The sequence below is a fragment of the Marmoricola endophyticus genome (genome assembly GCF_014644415.1).
In the GTDB taxonomy this organism is placed as follows: Bacteria; Actinomycetota; Actinomycetes; order Propionibacteriales; family Nocardioidaceae; genus Marmoricola; species Marmoricola endophyticus.
In genome coordinates this window covers 157,782-175,560 of sequence record NZ_BMKQ01000002.1, presented here as the reverse complement: position 1 = coordinate 175,560, position 17,779 = coordinate 157,782, and the positions used below count along the sequence as shown (strand labels likewise).

Annotated in this window: 15 protein-coding genes; 7 read left to right on the top strand and 8 right to left on the bottom strand. The window is 72.2% G+C overall.

Translation table 11 applies throughout. The features are described 5' to 3' along the window. Positions 1-30: 30 nt before the first annotated feature. Complete coding sequence (locus tag IEX42_RS17445) at positions 31-759, top strand: glycoside hydrolase family 16 protein (RefSeq protein WP_188781356.1); 729 nt, start codon at positions 31-33, stop codon at positions 757-759. Between the two features lie 7 nt (positions 760-766). Here IEX42_RS17445 and metG read toward each other — a convergent pair whose 3' ends face one another. Beyond that, on the bottom strand, positions 767-2,569 hold the full coding sequence (gene metG / locus IEX42_RS17440) for a methionine--tRNA ligase (RefSeq protein ID WP_188781355.1): 1,803 nt from the start codon (positions 2,567-2,569) through the stop codon (positions 767-769). A 19-nt stretch (positions 2,570-2,588) separates the two neighbouring features. Beyond that, positions 2,589-3,200 (bottom strand): mycothiol-dependent nitroreductase Rv2466c family protein, encoded by a 612-nt coding sequence (locus tag IEX42_RS17435; RefSeq protein ID WP_188781354.1) that lies wholly within the window; start codon positions 3,198-3,200, stop codon positions 2,589-2,591. Between the two features lie 77 nt (positions 3,201-3,277). Between IEX42_RS17435 and pepN the strand changes: the two genes are divergently transcribed. Next, complete coding sequence (gene pepN / locus IEX42_RS17430) at positions 3,278-5,833, top strand: aminopeptidase N (protein WP_188781353.1); 2,556 nt, start codon at positions 3,278-3,280, stop codon at positions 5,831-5,833. A gap of 54 nt (positions 5,834-5,887) precedes the next feature. On the opposite strand, the gene IEX42_RS17425 is transcribed toward pepN, so the two are convergent. Further along, positions 5,888-6,262: a DUF5130 family protein gene (locus IEX42_RS17425; protein WP_188781352.1), complete on the bottom strand. Its 375-nt coding sequence runs from the start codon at positions 6,260-6,262 to the stop codon at positions 5,888-5,890. An 8-nt stretch (positions 6,263-6,270) separates the two neighbouring features. After that, positions 6,271-6,666 (bottom strand): hypothetical protein, encoded by a 396-nt coding sequence (locus IEX42_RS17420; RefSeq protein WP_188781351.1) that lies wholly within the window; start codon positions 6,664-6,666, stop codon positions 6,271-6,273. Between the two features lie 82 nt (positions 6,667-6,748). Here IEX42_RS17420 and IEX42_RS17415 point away from each other — a divergent pair, with 82 nt between their 5' ends. The 3 genes from IEX42_RS17415 (at position 6,749) to IEX42_RS17405 (ending at position 11,832) form a co-directional block, all read left to right on the top strand. Further along, positions 6,749-7,756 (top strand): mechanosensitive ion channel family protein, encoded by a 1,008-nt coding sequence (locus IEX42_RS17415; RefSeq protein ID WP_188781350.1) that lies wholly within the window; start codon positions 6,749-6,751, stop codon positions 7,754-7,756. A gap of 71 nt (positions 7,757-7,827) precedes the next feature. Continuing rightward, positions 7,828-11,421 carry an SCO7613 C-terminal domain-containing membrane protein gene (locus tag IEX42_RS17410; RefSeq protein ID WP_188781349.1) on the top strand — a complete coding sequence of 1,198 codons (3,594 nt, stop codon included), beginning with the start codon at positions 7,828-7,830 and terminating at the stop codon, positions 11,419-11,421. Positions 11,422-11,445: 24 nt separating this feature from the next. Then, complete coding sequence (locus tag IEX42_RS17405) at positions 11,446-11,832, top strand: globin (protein ID WP_229661023.1); 387 nt, start codon at positions 11,446-11,448, stop codon at positions 11,830-11,832. A 234-nt stretch (positions 11,833-12,066) separates the two neighbouring features. On the opposite strand, the gene IEX42_RS17400 is transcribed toward IEX42_RS17405, so the two are convergent. Further along, positions 12,067-12,966 (bottom strand): acyl-CoA thioesterase, encoded by a 900-nt coding sequence (locus tag IEX42_RS17400; protein WP_229661022.1) that lies wholly within the window; start codon positions 12,964-12,966, stop codon positions 12,067-12,069. 101 nt (positions 12,967-13,067) lie between these two features. On the opposite strand from IEX42_RS17400, the gene IEX42_RS17395 reads away from it, so the two are divergent. Continuing rightward, complete coding sequence (locus IEX42_RS17395; protein WP_188781346.1) at positions 13,068-14,285, top strand: acetyl-CoA C-acetyltransferase; 1,218 nt, start codon at positions 13,068-13,070, stop codon at positions 14,283-14,285. A gap of 62 nt (positions 14,286-14,347) precedes the next feature. Here the strand turns inward: IEX42_RS17395 and IEX42_RS17390 are convergent, their stop codons facing one another. Further along, the gene (locus IEX42_RS17390) at positions 14,348-14,890 is read right to left on the bottom strand and encodes a YceI family protein (RefSeq protein WP_188781345.1); all 543 of its coding nucleotides are present in this window, start codon (positions 14,888-14,890) and stop codon (positions 14,348-14,350) included. Positions 14,891-14,985: 95 nt separating this feature from the next. Here IEX42_RS17390 and IEX42_RS17385 point away from each other — a divergent pair, with 95 nt between their 5' ends. Beyond that, positions 14,986-15,480 (top strand): MarR family winged helix-turn-helix transcriptional regulator, encoded by a 495-nt coding sequence (locus tag IEX42_RS17385; RefSeq protein WP_188781344.1) that lies wholly within the window; start codon positions 14,986-14,988, stop codon positions 15,478-15,480. A 27-nt stretch (positions 15,481-15,507) separates the two neighbouring features. Here the strand turns inward: IEX42_RS17385 and ettA are convergent, their stop codons facing one another. Beyond that, positions 15,508-17,190 carry an energy-dependent translational throttle protein EttA gene (ettA, locus tag IEX42_RS17380; RefSeq protein ID WP_188781343.1) on the bottom strand — a complete coding sequence of 561 codons (1,683 nt, stop codon included), beginning with the start codon at positions 17,188-17,190 and terminating at the stop codon, positions 15,508-15,510. 51 nt (positions 17,191-17,241) lie between these two features. Further along, on the bottom strand, positions 17,242-17,709 hold the full coding sequence (locus tag IEX42_RS17375) for a single-stranded DNA-binding protein (RefSeq protein WP_188781342.1): 468 nt from the start codon (positions 17,707-17,709) through the stop codon (positions 17,242-17,244). Positions 17,710-17,779: the final 70 nt, after the last annotated feature.

Below are 17,779 nucleotides of genomic sequence, written 5' to 3'. Positions count from 1 at the left end.
CGGCCCACGACGTCGCGTTGGTTCGGCCCCGTGCCCCTCTCCCTCCGCTCCGTCGCCCTGGTGCTCTGCGCCGCCGCCGTCACCACCGTCGTAGGGGAGACACCCGCGTCCGTCGCCGCCCCGACGACACGGTCCTCCGCGGACGCGGGCCCGGCCTACTCCGACGACTTCGACGGCACCGCCCTCGACACCTCCCGGTGGGAGGCGTACGACGGACCCGGCAACGCCGGCGCCGGTCTTCGCCGCCCCGAGCAGATCAGCGTCTCCGGCGGCGTGCTGACCCTCACGGGGACACCGGAGGGGACGACCGCGGGCATGAGCGACCGCACCGCGCACCGCTACGGCCGCTGGGAGACCCGGATGCGGGTGCCCGCGGGCGGCGACGCCCGCTACCACCCGGTGCTGCTGCTGTGGCCGACCGAGATCGCCTGGCCGACCGGCGGCGAGATCGACTACGCCGAGACGACCGCGACCTCTCCGGACGTCTCGGCCTTCCTGCACTACGGCGCGGGCAACCAGCAGACGTACGAGATGTCGATTCTCGACCTCTCGCAGTGGCACACCTACGCGGTGGACTGGACCCCGAGCGGGGTGACGGCGTCCGTCGACGGCGTGCCCTTCTTCAGCGACGCCACGGCCTCCCACCAGCCGCCCGGGCCGATGCACCAGTCGATCCAGCTGGACTGGCTCCCCAGCGGCAGCAGCGCGACGCGAGCCACGACCCTCCAGGTGGACTGGTACCGCTACACCCCGGTCTGATCCCGGGTCAGGCCTCGAGGCGCGCCAGCTCGTCGGCGACCGTGGCCGGGTCGAGCTTGCGGAAGACCGGCGCCGGCTTCTCGATCGGCGTACCGACCACGACCGGCTCCCTGCGCCAAGCACGGGTCGTCGTGTAGTCGCCGGTGATGATCGGGTACGACGCCCCGCCGTCGAGGTCCTCGACCTCCTCCAGGCGCGGCATAGGCTGCACGTCCCCCGCGCCGCCGAGCACCCGGTCGACCGCGTTGGCGGAGAACGGCAGGAACGGCGAGAGCACGACGTTGAGGTCGGCCACGCACTGCGCCATCACGTGGAGCACGGTGCCCAGCCGGACCTCGTCGTCCTTGATCTTCCAGGGCTCGGAGTCCGAGACGTAGCGGTTGACCTCACCCACGGTCCGCATCGCCTCCTGGATGGCCAGGCGCATCCGGTTGCGCCCGATGTGGTCTCCGACGCTGTCGAAGGCGCCGGCCACGAGGTCGAGCACCGCCCGGTCGTCCTCGGTGAGCTCGGCGGCGGGCGGGATCTCGCCGAAGTTCTTGGCGACCAGCGTCGCGGTCCGGTTGACGAGATTGCCCCAGCCGGCGACCAGCTCGGAGTTGGTGCGCTGGACGAACTCCGCCCAGGTGAAGTCGGCGTCGTTGCTCTCCGGCCCGGCAGCCGCCACGAAGTAGCGGAACGCGTCGGGCTGGTAGCGCTCGAGCATCTCGCGCACGTAGATCACCACGCGCTTGGAGGAGGAGAACTTGCGCCCCTCCATGGTCAGGAACTCGCTCGAGACCACCTCGGTGGGCAGGGACAGCCGGCCGTACGCGTGCGTGGTGCCGCCGCGCGAGCCGAGGCCGTCGTACGCCAGCAGCTCGGCGGGCCAGATCTGGGAGTGGAAGGTGATGTTGTCCTTGCCCATGAAGTAGTACGACCGCGCCTCGCCCTCCCCGTCCGGCGCCGGGTTCCACCAGGCCCGCCACGCATCCGGGTCACCCGTGCGGCGCGCCCACTCGATCGAGGCGGAGAGGTAGCCGATCACCGCGTCGAACCAGACGTAGAGCCGCTTGGTCGGGTTCTCCCGCCACCCCTCGAGGGGCACCGCGATCCCCCAGTCGATGTCCCGGGTGATCGCGCGCGGGCGGATCTCCTTGAGGATGTTCTGGCTGAAGCGGATCACGTTCGGCCGCCAGGTGCCGCTGGCCTCGCGCTCGTCGAGCCACTCCCCCAGCGCCTCGGCCAGCGCTGGCAGGTCCAGGAAGAAGTGCTGGGTCTCGATGAACTCCGGCGTCTCCCCGTTGATCTTCGAGCGCGGCTCGATCAGGTCGGCGGGGTCGAGCTGGTTGCCGCAGTTGTCGCACTGGTCGCCGCGGGCACCGTCGTACCCGCAGATCGGGCAGGTGCCCTCGATGTAGCGGTCCGGCAGCGTGCGGCCCGTCGACGGCGAGATCGCGCCGGTGGTCGTCTGCTCGACGAAGTAGCCGTTCTCGTGGACGCCGGTGAACATCTCCTGCACCACCTGGTGGTGGTTGCGCGTCGTGGTGCGCGTGTAGAGGTCGTACGACAGCCCGAGCGCGAGGAAGTCCTCGATGATCAGCCGGTGGTTGGTGTCGGCCAGCTGCTGCGGGGTCACCCCCGCCTCGTCGGCGGCGATGAGGATCGGCGTCCCGTGCTCGTCGGAGCCGGAGACCATCAGCACGTCGTTCCCGACCATGCGCTGGTAGCGCGAGAAGACGTCTGAGGGCACACCGAACCCGGCGACGTGGCCGATGTGGCGCGGCCCGTTGGCGTACGGCCACGCGACCGCGGAGAGGATCCTGCTCATGGCACGACCCTAGAAGGTCTCAGCTGAAGTCCAGCTCCGCGGTCCGGCTGCGCTTGAGCTCGAAGAACAGCGGGTACGACGCCACCGCGACGGCACCGTCCCACAGCTTCCCGGCCTCCTCGCCGCGCGGGGTCTTGGAGATGACCGGGCCGAAGAACGCGGTGCCGTTGATCGAGATGACGGGGGTGCCGACGTCGTCGCCGACCTGGTCCATCCCCTCGTGGTGGCTCTTCGCCACGGCGTCGTCGAGCGAGGAGTCGTCCATCGCGTCGGCCAGCGACTCCGGCAGACCGGCCTCGGCCAGCGACTCGGTCACGATCGCCCGCGCCTCGTCCTTCAGGTCGCGACCGTCGACGTGGATGCGCGTGCCCATCGCGGTGTACAGCGGCAGCAGCACCTCGTTGCCGTGCTCCTGCTCGGCCTTGACGAGCACCCGCACCGGGCCCCAGGCGGGTCGGAGCATCTCGCGGTACTCGTCGGGGATGTCCTTGTCCTGGTTGAGGTAGGCCAGGCTCATCACGTGCCACGCGGTCTCCACCTCGCGGACCTGCTCGACCTCGAGCATCCAGCGGGAGGTGAGCCACGCGAAGGGGCACAGCGGGTCGAACCAGAAGTCTGCGGTGTCTGCCATGGCTGGGGAACCGCGTGCTCGCGCCCGTCATTCCCCGGGGCGTGGTGCGCGTCTCACCGGCTGCAAGGATAGGGCTCATGCCAGGCACCAACCTCACCCGTGAAGAGGCGCAGACCCGCGCCGCCCTCCTCTCCGTCGACTCCTACACCGTGGAGCTCGACCTCACCACCGGGCCGGACACCTTCGGCTCGCGCACCACCATCGAGTTCACCGCGACCGACGGCGCGTCGACGTTCGCCGACCTCGACGGCGCGAGCAGCGTCCGCGAGATCACCCTGAACGGCACCGCGCTGGACCCGGGGACGTCGTACGACGGCGCCCGGATCAGCCTGGAGGGGCTCGCCGCCAGCAACACGCTCGTCGTGCACGCCGACCTGCCCTACAGCCACACCGGCGAGGGCCTGCACCGCTTCGTCGACCCCGTGGACGACCGCGTCTACACCTACTCCCAGTTCGAGGTCCCCGACGCGCGCAAGGTCTACACGACCTTCGAGCAGCCCGACCTCAAGAGCGTCTTCACCTTCGTCGTGACCACTCCCGAGGGCTGGGTGGTCTCGTCGAACTCTCCCTCCCCCGACCCCGAGGCGATCGGCGGGGGCAAGGAGCGGCACACCTTCGCGCCCACGCAGACGATGTCGACGTACGTCACCGCGGTCGTCGCCGGTGAGTACCACGTCGTCCGCGACACCTACGAGGGCGACTACGGCACCGTCCCGCTGGGGCACTACTGCCGCCAGTCGCTGGTCGAGCACTTCGACACCGACGAGCTGAACCTGATCACCAAGCAGGGCTTCGCGCTCTTCGAGGGCGCCTTCGGCATGGCCTACCCGTTCGGCAAGTACGACCAGCTCTACGTGCCGGAGTACAACATGGGCGCGATGGAGAACGCCGGCTGCGTGACGTTCCGCGACGAGTACCTCCCTCGTGGCCGTCAGCCGCGCTCGTTCTACGCCAACCGCGCGAACACGATCCTCCACGAGATGGCGCACATGTGGTTCGGCGACCTGGTGACCATGAAGTGGTGGGACGACCTGTGGCTCAACGAGTCGTTCGCCGAGTGGGCGGCCTACTACGCCAGCAGCGAGGCCACGCAGTACGACGACGCCTGGACCGGCTTCACGAACGCGCGGAAGGTGACCGGCTACCGCCAGGACCAGCTGCCCAGCACGCACCCGATCGCGGCAGACAACTACGACCTCGAGGCCGTCGAGGTCAACTTCGACATGATCACCTACGCCAAGGGCGCCTCGGTGCTCAAGCAGCTGGTCGCGTGGGTCGGGATCGAGGAGTTCCTCGCCGGGCTGCGGCAGTACTTCGCCGCCCACGCCTACGGCAACTCCGAGTTCACCGACCTGCTCTCCGCGCTGGAGACGTCCTCGGGCCGCGAGCTGGCCGGCTGGGCCAAGGAGTGGCTGCAGACCGCCGGCGTCAACACGCTGACTCCCGAGGTCGAGGTCGACGAGTCCGGCACGATCACCCGGCTGACGGTGCGCCAGAGCGCGGCTGCGGACTGGCCGACGCTGCGCCGGCACCGGCTCGGGATCGGGTTCTACGACCTCGGCGGGGGCTCGTCGGGCGAGCTGACCCGCCGTACCTATCTGGAGACCGACGTCGAGGGCGAGGCCACCGAGGTCGCCGAGGCCGTGGGCGAGAAGCAGCCCGACCTGCTGCTGCTCAACGACGAGGACCTGGCGTACGCCAAGATCCGCCTCGACGAGCGCTCGCAGTCCACCGCGGTCGAGCACCTCTCCGCGCTGACCGAGTCGCTGCCCCGCGCACTGGTGTGGGGGGCGGCGTGGGACCAGACGCGCGACGCCGAGATGGCCGCACGCGACTTCGTGACGCTGTTCCTCGCCAACATCGGCGCGGAGACCGACGCCTGGGGCCTGAGCCGGATCCCGTCGTACGCCGCCCAGGCCGTCGGCTCGCTCTCGGACCCGGCCGGACGCCCCGCCCTGCGCGAGCGCTTCGAGACCGAGGTACGCGCGCTGGCCGATGCCGCCGAGCCCGGCAGCGACCACCAGCTGACCTTCGTCCGGACCTGGGCCGGCAGCGCGCACAGCGACGCCGCCCTCGACGACCTCGAGGGTCTGCTCAGCGGGTCCGTGGCCTTCGACGGCCTCGACGTCGACCAGGACCTGCGCTGGCTGCTGGTCACCGAGCTGGCGGCCAACGGGCGGTTCACCGAGACCGAGATCGCCGCCGAGGAGAAGCGAGACGGGACCATCTCCGGACGGGAGAAGGCCGCCGGCGCCCGCGCCGCCCAGCCGCTCGTCGAGGCCAAGGCCGCCGCGTGGAAGGCGGCGATGGAGGACCCGAGCACGCCGAACGAGACCCAGCGGACGATCGCCGGCCACTTCCACCAGCACGGCCAGGAGGAGGTGCTCGAGCCGTACGTCCAGAAGTACCTCGACGCCGTCGCCACGTCGTGGGAGAAGCTCGGCGCCAAGCGCGCCGCGACCGCCCTGGGCGCGATGTTCCCCCGGGTGCTGGCCTCCGCCGAGCTGCTGGACCGGGTCGACGCCTGGCTGGCCGACACCGAGGTCAACCCCGGTGCCCGCCGCTACGTCGAGGAGGGTCGGGCCGACGTCGCCCGCTACCTCGCGGCCCAGGAGCGGGACGGCCGGGCCTGAGCACGTGCGCTGGCGTCCCCGTGGACGAGCCCGGCAACGGGACCCACGGGGGCGCTAGCGGTACATGACCTCGGGGGCGTCGGCGTACTCCGCCAGCATCGTGACCGCGCGGGACAGCCCGCCCACGAGGTCGCCGGCGGCGAAGTCGGCGTGCATGGAGGTGGCGACCAGGCCGACCGACTTGTCGTCCAGCGTGCGCCGCACGTCGGCGCCGGTCACGATCTGCAGCTCGCGCTGCCGCGGGTCGACGGCGACCAGCACGCTGCGGGTCGGCGCGGCCAGCCGGGCGTGCAGCGCCCGGGCGGTGTCGCGGCTCGGCTGGGCCAGCTCGCCGACGTAGACCGAGAACTCGAAGCGGGAGCGGGTCTCCGCGGCGCGGATGGCGCGGTCGATGACGGTGCGCTGGGCGCCGGAGAACCCGTCGGACATGGACCCCATCAGTAGCGCGCCCCAGCGCCGCCCTGCTCGCCGGCGGACTCCAGCCGGGCCGGGTCGGTGCCCTTCTCGACGCCGTCCTTGGGGCCGCCGAACCACTCGTCGTCGCCGGCCCAGATCTCGCCGTTCTCGTAGCTCGAGCCGCGGATGACCGACGGCAGCGCCACCACGAGCGAGATCACGATGGCCAGGCCGAGCGGGATCAGCAGGAGCACGAGGAAGAACTGCAGCCCGGAGACCGACTGCACGCTCTCCCAGCCGACGGGCTCGTCGGCGTACGCCCCCGCGGAGAGCCCGATCAGCGCGAGCAGGCTGCCGGCCGCACCACCGCGGACGAGGCCACGGGCGAGGCCGCGGCGGAGGTCTGTTCGGGCGGGGCGGGAGGACGTGTGACTCACGGGTCGATCCTAGCCGTGTGGCGTCGCTCGCACCGCCGCGCCCGCTCTTGAAGGCGCACTCCTCATCCGTAGCGTGGGGCGAATGAGATTGATCCAGGTCCCTGCCGCTTGCACCGACTCCGACAGCCAGACCTGCGCATTCGTCTACGACGTCACCGGCGACTCGAAGGTCGCCGACATCTCCACCTGGATCATCGGCAAGCCGCTGGCGATCGTGGGGCTGATCCTGGTCGGGATCGTCGCCCGGTGGATCGTCCACCGTCTCATCGACCGGGTGATCCGTCGCGCGGAGAAGGCGTCCCGCACGCCGAAGCAGGCGACGAGCGGGCTGGCCAAGGTCGGCGCACTGGGCGAGCGGAGCGCTCGGCACGGTCAGCGCGTGGAGACGATGGGCTCGCTGCTGAAGTCGATCAGCACCGGTGTCATCTTCACCGTCGTCGTGGTGATGGTGATCTCCGAGCTCGGCTACGACGTCGCGCCGCTGATCGCCGGAGCCGGCATCCTCGGCGTCGCGATCGGCTTCGGCTCCCAGGCCCTGGTTAAGGACTTCCTGTCCGGCATCTTCATGATCTTCGAGGACCAGTACGGCGTCGGCGACGAGGTCGACCTCGGCGAGGCGTACGGCGTCGTCGAGGCGGTCAGCCTGCGGGTCACCCGGCTGCGCGACATCAACGGTGCGGTCTGGTACGTCCGCAACGGCGAGATCCTGCGCGTGGGCAACATGAGCCAGAACTTCGCCCGGTCCCTGCTGGACGTGCCGGTCGGCTACTCCGAGGACATCGGACGGGTCAAGGAGATCCTCTCCGAGGTCGGGCACACCCTGATCGACGACCCGACGTACGGCGAGATGGTGCTGGCCGAGCCGGACGTCAAGGGCGTGCAGTCCCTCGACCCCGACTCGGTGCTCGTACGGATGCTGATCAAGACCCTGCCCGGTCAGCAGTGGGCCGTCACCCGGGAGCTGCGGGAGCGGATCAAGGAGCGCTTCGACGTCGAGGGCATCGAGATCCCGCTGCCGCAGCGCGTGGTGTGGCACCGCGACGTCTCGGGGTCGCCGCGGACCAGCGCGGGGGCCGACGACCTCGACTGAGGCCCGGTACTCAGGCCGGCTGAGCACCGCGGCGCCTTCCCGCCGACCCGGGCATCGGCCACTGTGTGCGCATGAGCCGACTGCTCGACCCGCGCCTGTGCCCCGACTGCCGCGCCACCGTGCGTCCCGACGGACGCTGCGCCGCCTGCCGCCTGGACCTCTCGGGCCCGCTGGGTGTCGAGCTCTGGTCGGTGCTGACCAGCGCCGACCGGATCATCGAGGAGATCCGCGCCGGCCAGGCGACCGCCGTCCGTACGGCCCCGGCGCCGCCCGCTGCTGAGCCCGTCCTCGACCCGGCCCCGGCACCCACAGCGTCCGCTCCGACACCCGCTCCGGCACCCGCTCCGGCGCAGCCAGTGTCGGCCACCGACGGGCTCGCGTCGTACCCGGCCGGGCCGCGCGTACCGCGCTCCCCTTCCCGGCTCTCCGGGCTCACCGCCCCACTGATCCTGCTCGGCACCGGCGGGCTGCTGGTCGTGGTGGCCGCGGTGCTGTTCCTCACCGTCAGCTGGACCAGCCTCCCGCTGGGGGCGAAGGCCGCCGTCGCCGGCGTCGTCACCCTCGGGGTGCTGGCCAGCGGCGGCGTACTCGCCCGACGCGGACAGCGGGGCGGGGCCGAGACCCTGACCGTCCTCGCCCTGGCGCTGCTCGCCCTCGACGTCGACGCCGGCCGCCGCTCTGGTCTGGCCGGGCTGGACGCGATGTCGACCCGGACCACCCTCGTCGTCATCGGCGCCCTGCTGGCGGTCGGCGGTCTGCTGCTCGGCGCGCTGGCCCAGCGGACGACGGTGCGGCGCCTCGTGCTGAGCGAGCTGGCCGCGGGTGTCGGCCTGCTCGTGGTCTCTGCCGTCGGTCTGTGGACCGGCAGCCTCCCCGACGGGGTCGGCCCGGTCCTCGCCGTGGTCCTGGCCGCGTGCGCCGCCGTGCTCGGCCGCCGTCTCGGACTCGCCGTCGCCTCGTGGGCCGCCACCGGCCTGGTCCTGGCCAGCTGGCTGGTGCTCCTCGCCGTCGGGACCCGCGCCCTGGCCGGTGCCACCGACCGGACGACGTACTGGACCGGCCTGGTGGGCTGGCCACTCCTCGCCGCAGCCCTCATCGCCGCGGCCGCAGCCTTCCTGCCCCGCTCGCCGCGGACGCTGCGGGTCCTCTGCGCGGCCGTCGCGCTCTCCGTGGCCGCCGGGTTCGCCCAGGGCCCGCTGACCGACACCACCACCAGCCTGGTCGTCCTCGCGGCGACCGGAGTGGTGCTGGCCGCGATCGCGTTCCTCGCGCCGCGGACGTGGGCGCTGGGGTCGGTCCTGCCCGGCCTCGTCAACGTCGCGGCGCTCGGCCTCGTGGTCGCTGTGGCGCCCCCGGTCCGGGTAGGCGCCACGGTCCTCGGCAGCGACACGGTCTGGTGGGCACGGGGGCTGGGCGGCCCGCTGCCCGCGCACGGCGGGGTCGGTCTGTGGCTGCTGGTCCTCGTCGTCGGGTCGGGCCTGGCCGTCGCCGCGGGCCTGCTGCACGTGCTCGGTGCCCCCTGGCGGCCGATGCTGCCGGGGCTGCCTGCCGTCGCCTGCCTGACCGTCCTCGTCCGGCTGGGTCACTCGGGCGAGCCGCTGTGGCTCGGGGTCCTGCTCCTCGTCGGGGCCGCGGTCTCGACCACGGTCCTGGCCCTGCGGAGCGGTCCGGCCCGGCGTCCCTGGCTGCTGGTCCTGGCCGCCTGGCTGACCCTGCTCGCGCTCGCCCTGGCCGTCCCCTCCGCCGTGCTGAGCGCCGTGCTCGCCACCGCGCTGACCGTGGCCGCGGGCGTCGTCGTCGGACACCGCGACCGCACCAGCAGCACGGCCGTCGGGCAGTCGCTCGCCATCCCCGTCGGCGCCGTCCTCGCCACGGTGCTCGCGACCTACGCCGGCTTCGGCTGGACGCAGGTGGCCGGCGCAGGGCGCCTGCCCGTCGTCGTGACCCTCGCCTGCGTCGGCGCGCTGGTGCTCGTCTGCGCGGCGCCGTCGAGTCGCCGTACCGACACCCGGCTGGCGTACGAGGGCGCCTCCGCCCTGGTGCTGCTGGTCACCGCCTCGGCCGCGTCGACCGGGACGGAGCGGGCCTGGGCCCTCGGGCTGCTGTGCACCGCCGGCACCGTGGTCGCCGGCCGCCACGTCGTCGACCAGGACCGACGCGCATGGAGGCCGGCGCTCGCGCTGCCCGCCGCCGTGGCGACCACGGCGCTCGCCTCCGGGGCGGCGCACGCGTGGACGTACCTCGCCGGCGCGTCGCCTCTCGTCGCCTCTCTCACCGTCGCCCTGGTCGGCTCGGCGATGCTCCTGGGAGCGGACCTCGTCTGCCGGCACACGGCCACCCGCCTCGCCGCACAGGTCGGGGCGACCCTCTCGGGCGCGACCGGGTACCTCCTCCTCACCCGCGCGTCCGACCTGTGGCTCGTCCTCGCGGTGCTCGGCACCTCGCTGACGATCTCCTCGGCCCGCCACCTGGTGCGCTGGGACCGGGTCACGCCGCACCCGGTCGGCGCACCGGTCTCGGCGGCCGTGCTCGTCGCCGCGACCGGCGCCGCCGCCGCCGGGTGGGCCGGCACCGCAGGCGCGGGCGGCACGCTGACCGCCCTGCTGCTCGCGGCGGTGTCCGCGGCGTACCTGCTCCTCTCCTCGCGGCTGGCCCGTGCGCTCACCGCACGCGTCTGCCTCGAGGCGACCGCCGTGCTCGTCGCGGTCGTGACGGTGAGCGCGCTCCCCGGCTCCCACGACCGCTGGGTGGTGCAGGCGGTCGTCGCCACCGCGCTGGCTGCGGCGTCGGTACGCCACCTGGTCGAGCAGCAGCGGCGACCGGTCGAGCCGACCGCTGCCGGCCCCGATCCGGCGGTCGTCGCGGTGGTGGCGGCGGTGCTGGGCACGGCGTACGCCGTCGTCGCCTGGACCTTCGTCCTTGACGCCGCGCCGCTCACCCGCCCCGTCGCGCTGTGCGTCGTGGCGGTCGCCGCCCTGCTCGGGTCGTACGACGTGGCCCGCCGCCCGGCCGTCCGGGTCGCGGCCGAGGTGACCGCGGTGCTGGTGGGCGCGGCGGGCTTCGCCTCGGCCGATGGCTCCGCCCAGTCCTCGCTGGTGCTGGCGGCGCTCGGGACGGCGGCGACCGTGCTCGTGCTGCGGCACCGCGACCGGCACCTGGTCGGCATGGGCGCGGCGCTGCTCCTCGCGCTCGCCGAGTCGGTGCGAGCGACCGGGTCGCTTCCCGGCGCGCCGGAGCTGGTGGCCCTGCCCGGCGCGGCGGTGCTGGTGGTCGCCGGCTACCGGCGAGCGAGCGCCGAGGACGACTCCGACACCTGGACGATGCTCGGCGCGGGGCTGCTGCTCGCCCTGGTGCCCAGCCTGCTGCTGACCCTCGGGGACCCGGTGCAGGTGCGCACCATGCTGGTCGGCGCCGCGGCTCTCGCGGCGCTCGCGCTCGGTGGGGTACGCCGCTGGCAGGCGCCGTACCTCTGCGGCGCGGCCGTGCTCGTGGTCATCGCGCTGCGCTTCCTCGGGCCGGTGGCGGCCAGCGCCTTCGAAACCGCGATCGGTCCGTGGGCCACCTTCGGTGTCGTCGGCGTCGCCCTGCTGGTCGCCGGGATCCTGTGGGAGCGGGCGCTGGCCCGGGTCCGGGCGGCCTCGGGCTGGGTGCTCGCCCTGCGCTGATCCCTGGCGGGGACAATGGTCGGCGTGACCCAGGAGCAGACCTTCTACGACGAGATCGGTGGCGCCACCATCGCCGGCATCGTGGCCCGCTTCTACGCCGGCGTCGCGACCGACGAGGTGCTGCGCCCGATGTACCCCGAGGCGGACCTCGCGCCCGCCCAGGAGCGGTTCACCCTGTTCCTCCAGCAGTACTGGGGCGGCCCGACGACGTACTCCGAGCGGCGCGGGCACCCTCGGCTGCGGATGCGGCACGCGCCGTTCCGGGTGACGCCGCTCGCGGCGCGGCACTGGCTGACGCACTTCCGGGCCGCACTCGACGAGGCCGAGCTGACGCCGGAGCAGGACGCCAAGTTCTGGGAGTACGTCACCCACGCGGCCCAGTTCATGGTGAACACGCTCGAGGAGGACTGAGCGCGAGGACCGCTCAGGGTGCGTTGCTCAACCGCTGGCCGTTCGCTGCGCGGCGTCCAGCGCGTGCGATGGCAGCTCCGGGGTCCCCGCGGGAGCGCGAGCGCAGCGAGCGGTCTCGTGGGGTGGTGGCTTGGCGCGGGAGCGCAGGCGGGCCGGTGGCCCGTCGAGCGAGCGAAACGCAGCCAGCGTGCGTGAGGGGCGGCGCGCAGCAGGCCATGGGTTGGGCGACGCACCCTAGGGCACCGCGCGTTCGAGCACCGTGCGCATCGGCGCCGGCATCGGCGCCGAGCGCTCGGTGTCCAGGTCGAAGCTGACCAGCACGACCCGGGCGCGGGCGCAGACGCTGCCCTCGGCGTCGCGGACCTCGCCGCCGAGGTCGTACGAGCGCCGTCCCACGCGGGAGACCCAGGAGCGGACCTCGTACGCACCGCGGTCGTAGAGGACCGGGCGGAGGTAGTCGATGTCCGTGGTCGCCACGACGACGGCGCTCCACTCGTCGCGGCCGGCCTCGCGGTCGCGGCCGAGGTCCTCGAACAGCTTGATCCGGGCCTCCTGGAAGTACTCGACGTACTTCACGTTGTTGACGTGGCCGTAGGCGTCGACGTCCGACCAGCGCACCGCGAGCGGGTACCGGTGCGCGGACCCGACCTCGCTCGGCGCCAGCGCCTGCAGCGGCGCGGTCGGCTCCGGTCCGTCGTGGAGGAACCGGCCCAGGACCTCCTTCTCCGCGGCGCTGAGCCGGCGGGGCCGCTCCTCGGCGAAGACGAACGGCGTCAGCACCGTCGTCGCGCGGACGTAGACGACCCGCTCGGCCGCCGACCCTTCGGTGTCCTCTGCGTCGCCAGGGTCCTCGACGATCTCGTACGCCATCGTGAAGGTCGCCGCGCGGATCTCGGTGACCCAGCACTCGACGCGCACCGGGCGGCTGCGCAGGTGCAGCGGTCGGACGAACTGCACCTCGTGGCGCACGACCACCACACCCTCGCCGAGCTCCTCGCCCCCGCGCACCGGCGCGTGGTGGGTGAGCATGTCGATCCGCGCCTCTTGGAGGTAGTCGACGTACGTCACGTTGTTGACGTGGCCGAGCAGGTCGAGGTCGGCCCACCGCATCGGGCACTCGTAGACGTGACGCACGTGCGGCATCGTCGCAGGAGCCGCCTAGGCTGCGAGAGGCCGGGCCGCTGCGAGCGGCCCCCGCACCACCGCCGTACCCACTGAAGATCCGAGGAGCTCACATGCCCGAAGCAGTCATCGTCTCCGCCGCCCGCTCCCCCATCGGCCGTGCCAACAAGGGCTCGCTGAAGGACCTGCGGCCCGACGACCTGACCGCGACGATCGTCCGCGCCGCGCTGGACAAGATCCCCGAGCTGGACCCGAAGCAGATCGACGACCTGTACCTCGGCTGCGGCCTGCCCGGCGGCGAGTCCGGCTTCAACATGGGCCGCATCGTGTCCGTGCTGCTCGGATACGACCACCTGCCCGGAGCCACGATCACGCGCTACTGCTCCTCGTCGGTGCAGACCACCCGGATGGCCTTCCACGCGATCAAGGCCGGGGAGGGCGACTGCTTCATCTCCGCCGGCGTCGAGACCGTCTCGCGGTTCGCCAAGGGCACCTCCGACCACCTGCCCGGCACCGAGAACCCGGTGTTCGGCGAGGCCAAGGAGCGCACCGACGCCACCGCGGCGAGCAACGAGACCTGGCACGACCCGCGCGAGGACGGCAAGGTCCCCGACGCCTACATCGCGATGGGGCAGACCGCCGAGAACGTCGCGACCATGCGCGGCCTGAGCCGCCAGGAGCTCGACGAGTTCGGCGTCCGCAGCCAGAACCTCGCCGAGAAGGCGATCGCCGAGGGCTTCTGGGAGCGCGAGATCACCCCGGTGACGACGCCGGACGGCACCGTCGTCACCGCCGACGACGGCCCGCGAGCCGGTGTGACGTACGAGAAGATCGCCGGCCTGGACCCGGTCTTCCGTCCCGACGGCGTGGTGACCGCCGGCAACTGCTGCGCCCTCAACGACGGCGCGGCCGCCGTCGTGGTCATGTCCGACACCAAGGCGAAGGAGCTCGGCCTCACGCCGCTGGCGCGCGTCGTGTCGACCGGCGTCACCGGCCTGTCGCCGGAGATCATGGGCCTGGGCCCCGTCGAGGCGTCCAAGCAGGCGCTGGCGCGGGCGAACATGAGCATCGACGACATCGACCTCGTCGAGATCAACGAGGCGTTCGCCGCCCAGGTCGTGCCGTCCTACCAGGACCTCGGCATCGACCTCGACCGGCTCAACGTCAACGGCGGCGCCATCGCCGTGGGCCACCCCTTCGGCATGACCGGGGCGCGGCTGCAGAACACGATGATCAACTCGCTGCAGACCCACGACAAGTCCACCGGGCTGATCACCATGTGCGTCGGCGGCGGCCAGGGCATGGCGCTGGTCCTGGAGCGCATGTCCTGAGACGGACGCACGTCGGCCCCGGTCCCCTCGCGGGGGCCGGGGCCGATCGCACGTCCCGAGGATCAGGCCTGGTCGAGGACGGCCTCGATGCTCAGCGTGATGTCGATCTTGTCGCCGACGAGGACCTTGGAGCCGTCGACGACGCCGTTGAAGGAGACGCCGAAGTCCTGACGCGTGATCGTGGTGGTGGCGTCGATGCCGATGCGGGTGCCGCCCCACGGGTCGCCGCCGATGCCGTTGACCTCGACGTCCAGCTCGACCGGCTTGGTCACGCCCTTGATGGTCAGCTCGCCGACCGCCTTCTCCCCGTCGAACGAGGTGCTGGTGAAGGTCATCTGGCCGTGCGTCTCGACGTCGAAGAAGTCGGCGGAGCGCAGGTGGCCGTCGCGGCCCTCGTCCCCTGTGTTGACCGAGTTCAGGTCGATGGTGGCGTTCGCGGTGGTCTCGGCGGGCGTGGCGCCCGTGGTGAGCGTGCCGTGGAAGGTGTCGAACTGGCCGCGCACCTTGCCCACGAGGTGGCGCACGCGGAACGCGACCTCGGAGTGGCTCGGGTCGATGGTCCAGCTGCCGGCGATCCAGTCGGTCTGCGGCGTGGTCTGCGTCATGGGGTTCCTCCGATTAAGTGAACGTTCAACTTCCGATCGGCGGCAACGGTACGTCCCGCGCGGGTATTCCCCGAGGCTTGCATAGGATCCGGAGCATGGCTGAAGGGACGAAGTGGCTCGACCACGACGAGCAGGTCGCGTGGCGTGGCTTCATCCTCGGCACGCAGCTGCTGATGGACCGGCTGGACCGCGACCTGCGGCTCGAGCACGGCATCTCCCTCCCGGAGTACGAGATCCTCGTGCGCCTCTCGGAGTCCCCGGGCCGGGAGATGCGGATGGCGCTGCTGGCCGACGCGCTGTGCCACTCCCGCAGCCGCGTCACCCACGCCGTCGCCCGGATGGAGCGCGCCGGTCTGCTCGAGCGGTCGAAGTCGGGCCAGGACGGCCGTGGGGTCGACGCGATCATGTCCCAGGCCGGCTACGACCTCCTGGTGCGCGCCTCCCCGACCCACGTCGAGGGGGTCCGTCGACACCTCGTCGACATCGCCGGGACCGACTTCCCCGTCGTCGGCCGGGTGATGAACGACGTCTCGGACCGGCTGCTGGCCGGCAAGCCCGCGTCGGCGGACCCTCGGCGCGACTGCAGCTGACCCGGTCCGGCGCGCCGGGCGCGCCGGTCAGTCGCGCGTCAGGCGGCGGTGCGACGCCCGGTGCGGGCGCGCGGCCTCGGCGCCGAGTCGCTCGATCTTGTTCTCCTCGTAGGCGGCGAAGTTCCCCTCGAACCAGAACCACTGGGCCTGGTCCTCGTCGTCGCCCTCCCAGGCGAGGATGTGCGTGGCGACGCGGTCGAGGAACCATCGGTCGTGGGAGGTGACCACCGCGCAGCCCGGGAAGTCGAGCAGCGCGTCCTCGAGCGAGGACAGCGTCTCGACGTCGAGGTCGTTGGTGGGCTCGTCGAGGAGCAGCAGGTTGCCGCCCATCTTCAGCGTGAGCGCGAGGTTGAGCCGGTTGCGCTCGCCGCCGGAGAGGACGCCGGCCTTCTTCTGCTGGTCGGGGCCCTTGAACCCGAAGGAGGCGACGTACGCGCGCGAGTTCATCTCGAAGTTCGCGACCTTGATGAAGTCCAGCCCGTCGGAGACGACCTGCCAGACGTTCTTGTCGCCGTCGATGCCGCCCCTGCTCTGGTCGACGTAGGAGATCTTCACCGTCTGGCCCACGTTCAGGTCGCCCTCGTCCGGCTTCTCGTCGCCGACGATCATCCGGAACAGCGTCGTCTTGCCGACGCCGTTGGGCCCGATCACGCCGACGATGCCGGCGCGAGGCAGGGTGAACCGCAGGTCGTGCATCAGGGTGCGGTCACCGAAGCCCTTGCGCAGGTCCGTGGCCTCGAGCACCACGTCGCCCAGGCGGGGTCCGGCGGGGATGTTGATCTCGGAGGTGTCGATCTTGCGCGCGCGCTCCGCCTCGGCCGCCATCTCCTCGTAGCGCGCCAGGCGGGACTTGCTCTTGGCCTGACGGGCCTTGGGGTTGGAGCGCACCCACTCCAGCTCCTTCTCCAGCATCCGGGCGCGCTTGGCGTCCTTCTGCCCCTCGACCTTGAGCCGCTCCTTCTTGGTCTCGAGGTAGGTGGAGTAGTTGCCCTCGTACGGGTGGGTCTTGCCCCGGTCGAGCTCGAGGATCCACTGCGCGACGTTGTCGAGGAAGTACCGGTCGTGGGTGACGGCGAGGACGGCACCGGGGTAGTTCGCCAGGTGCCCCTCCAGCCACTGCACCGACTCCGCGTCGAGGTGGTTGGTGGGCTCGTCGAGGAGCAGCAGGTCCGGCTGCTGGAGCAGCAGCTTGCACAGCGCGACCCGGCGACGCTCACCACCGGACAGGTTGTCGACGAGCACGTCACCGGGCGGGCAGCGCAGCGCGTCCATCGCCTGGTCCAGGCGGCTGTCGAGGTCCCAGGCGCCGGCGTTGTCCAGCTCGGTCTGCAGGTCCCCCGTCTCGGCCATCAGGGCGTCCTGGTCCGCGTCGGGGTCGCCCATCTCCATGTACGCCTCGTCGAGGCGTCGCATCTTGGCCTTGAGGTCGGCGACCGCCTCCTCGACGTTCTCCAGCACCGTGGCGCCCTCGGTCAGCGGAGGCTCCTGCTGGAGCATCCCGACGGTCGCCTCCGGGTCGATGATGGCGTCGCCGTTGTTCGCCTGCTCGAGCCCGGCCATGATCTTCAGCAGCGTGGACTTGCCGGTGCCGTTGGGCCCGACGACGCCGATCTTCGCCCCGTGCAGGAACGACAGCGTCACGTTGTCGAGGACGACCTTGTCTCCATGGGCCTTGCGCACGTTGCGCAGGGTGAACACGTACTCCGCCATACCGAGGAGCCTACGGGTCGCTCGCGGCGGCTGCGCGCTCCCCTCCTCCCCTCAGGCGACCGCCTCGGGGCTCTGCCGCTGCTCGGGTACGGCGGTCGCCGTCGGGCTGCTCTCGGCCGTGGCGTGGGGACCGGCCGCAGGCTCGGCGGTCGAGGCACGCTCGCGCCGGACGGAGCGCTGGAAGCCGGACACGCCACGACTGAGGTCGTGCCCGACGGTGGCGGCCTCCACGACCCAGCGCACCGATGCGGGCTGGCCCTCCCGCTCCCACACGTCGGCACGCAGCCGGCCGTGCACGATCAGCGGGTCGCCCTTGCGCACGGAGTCGGCGACGTTGCGGGCCAGCGTGCGCCAGGCGTTGACGGTGAACCAGGCGGTGGCGCCGTCCACCCACTCGCCGTCCTTCTGGTGGCGGGGCGTCGAGCCGATGCGGAACGTCGCGAGGGCGACACCGCCGGCCTCCTTGCGATCCACGTCGCTGCCGGCCCACCCCTGCAGGGTCACCCAGGTGTCGTTCATCGTCCGTGTCCTCTCGCTGGTCGTGTGGTGACGACCAGGCAACCCGAGAGCACGTGCCACCGCGCGACCA

Coding starts and splice junctions, on each gene's coding strand:
- IEX42_RS17395 (WP_188781346.1), top strand. CDS start 13,068: ATGCCCGAAGCAGTCATCGTCTCCGCCGCCCGCTCCCCCATCGGCCGT.
- IEX42_RS17385 (WP_188781344.1), top strand. CDS start 14,986: ATGGCTGAAGGGACGAAGTGGCTCGACCACGACGAGCAGGTCGCGTGG.
- pepN (WP_188781353.1), top strand. CDS start 3,278: ATGCCAGGCACCAACCTCACCCGTGAAGAGGCGCAGACCCGCGCCGCC.
- IEX42_RS17415 (WP_188781350.1), top strand. CDS start 6,749: ATGAGATTGATCCAGGTCCCTGCCGCTTGCACCGACTCCGACAGCCAG.
- IEX42_RS17425 (WP_188781352.1), bottom strand. CDS start 6,262: ATGTCCGACGGGTTCTCCGGCGCCCAGCGCACCGTCATCGACCGCGCC.
- metG (WP_188781355.1), bottom strand. CDS start 2,569: ATGAGCAGGATCCTCTCCGCGGTCGCGTGGCCGTACGCCAACGGGCCG.
- IEX42_RS17375 (WP_188781342.1), bottom strand. CDS start 17,709: ATGAACGACACCTGGGTGACCCTGCAGGGGTGGGCCGGCAGCGACGTG.
- IEX42_RS17435 (WP_188781354.1), bottom strand. CDS start 3,200: ATGGCAGACACCGCAGACTTCTGGTTCGACCCGCTGTGCCCCTTCGCG.
- ettA (WP_188781343.1), bottom strand. CDS start 17,190: ATGGCGGAGTACGTGTTCACCCTGCGCAACGTGCGCAAGGCCCATGGA.
- IEX42_RS17410 (WP_188781349.1), top strand. CDS start 7,828: ATGAGCCGACTGCTCGACCCGCGCCTGTGCCCCGACTGCCGCGCCACC.
- IEX42_RS17390 (WP_188781345.1), bottom strand. CDS start 14,890: ATGACGCAGACCACGCCGCAGACCGACTGGATCGCCGGCAGCTGGACC.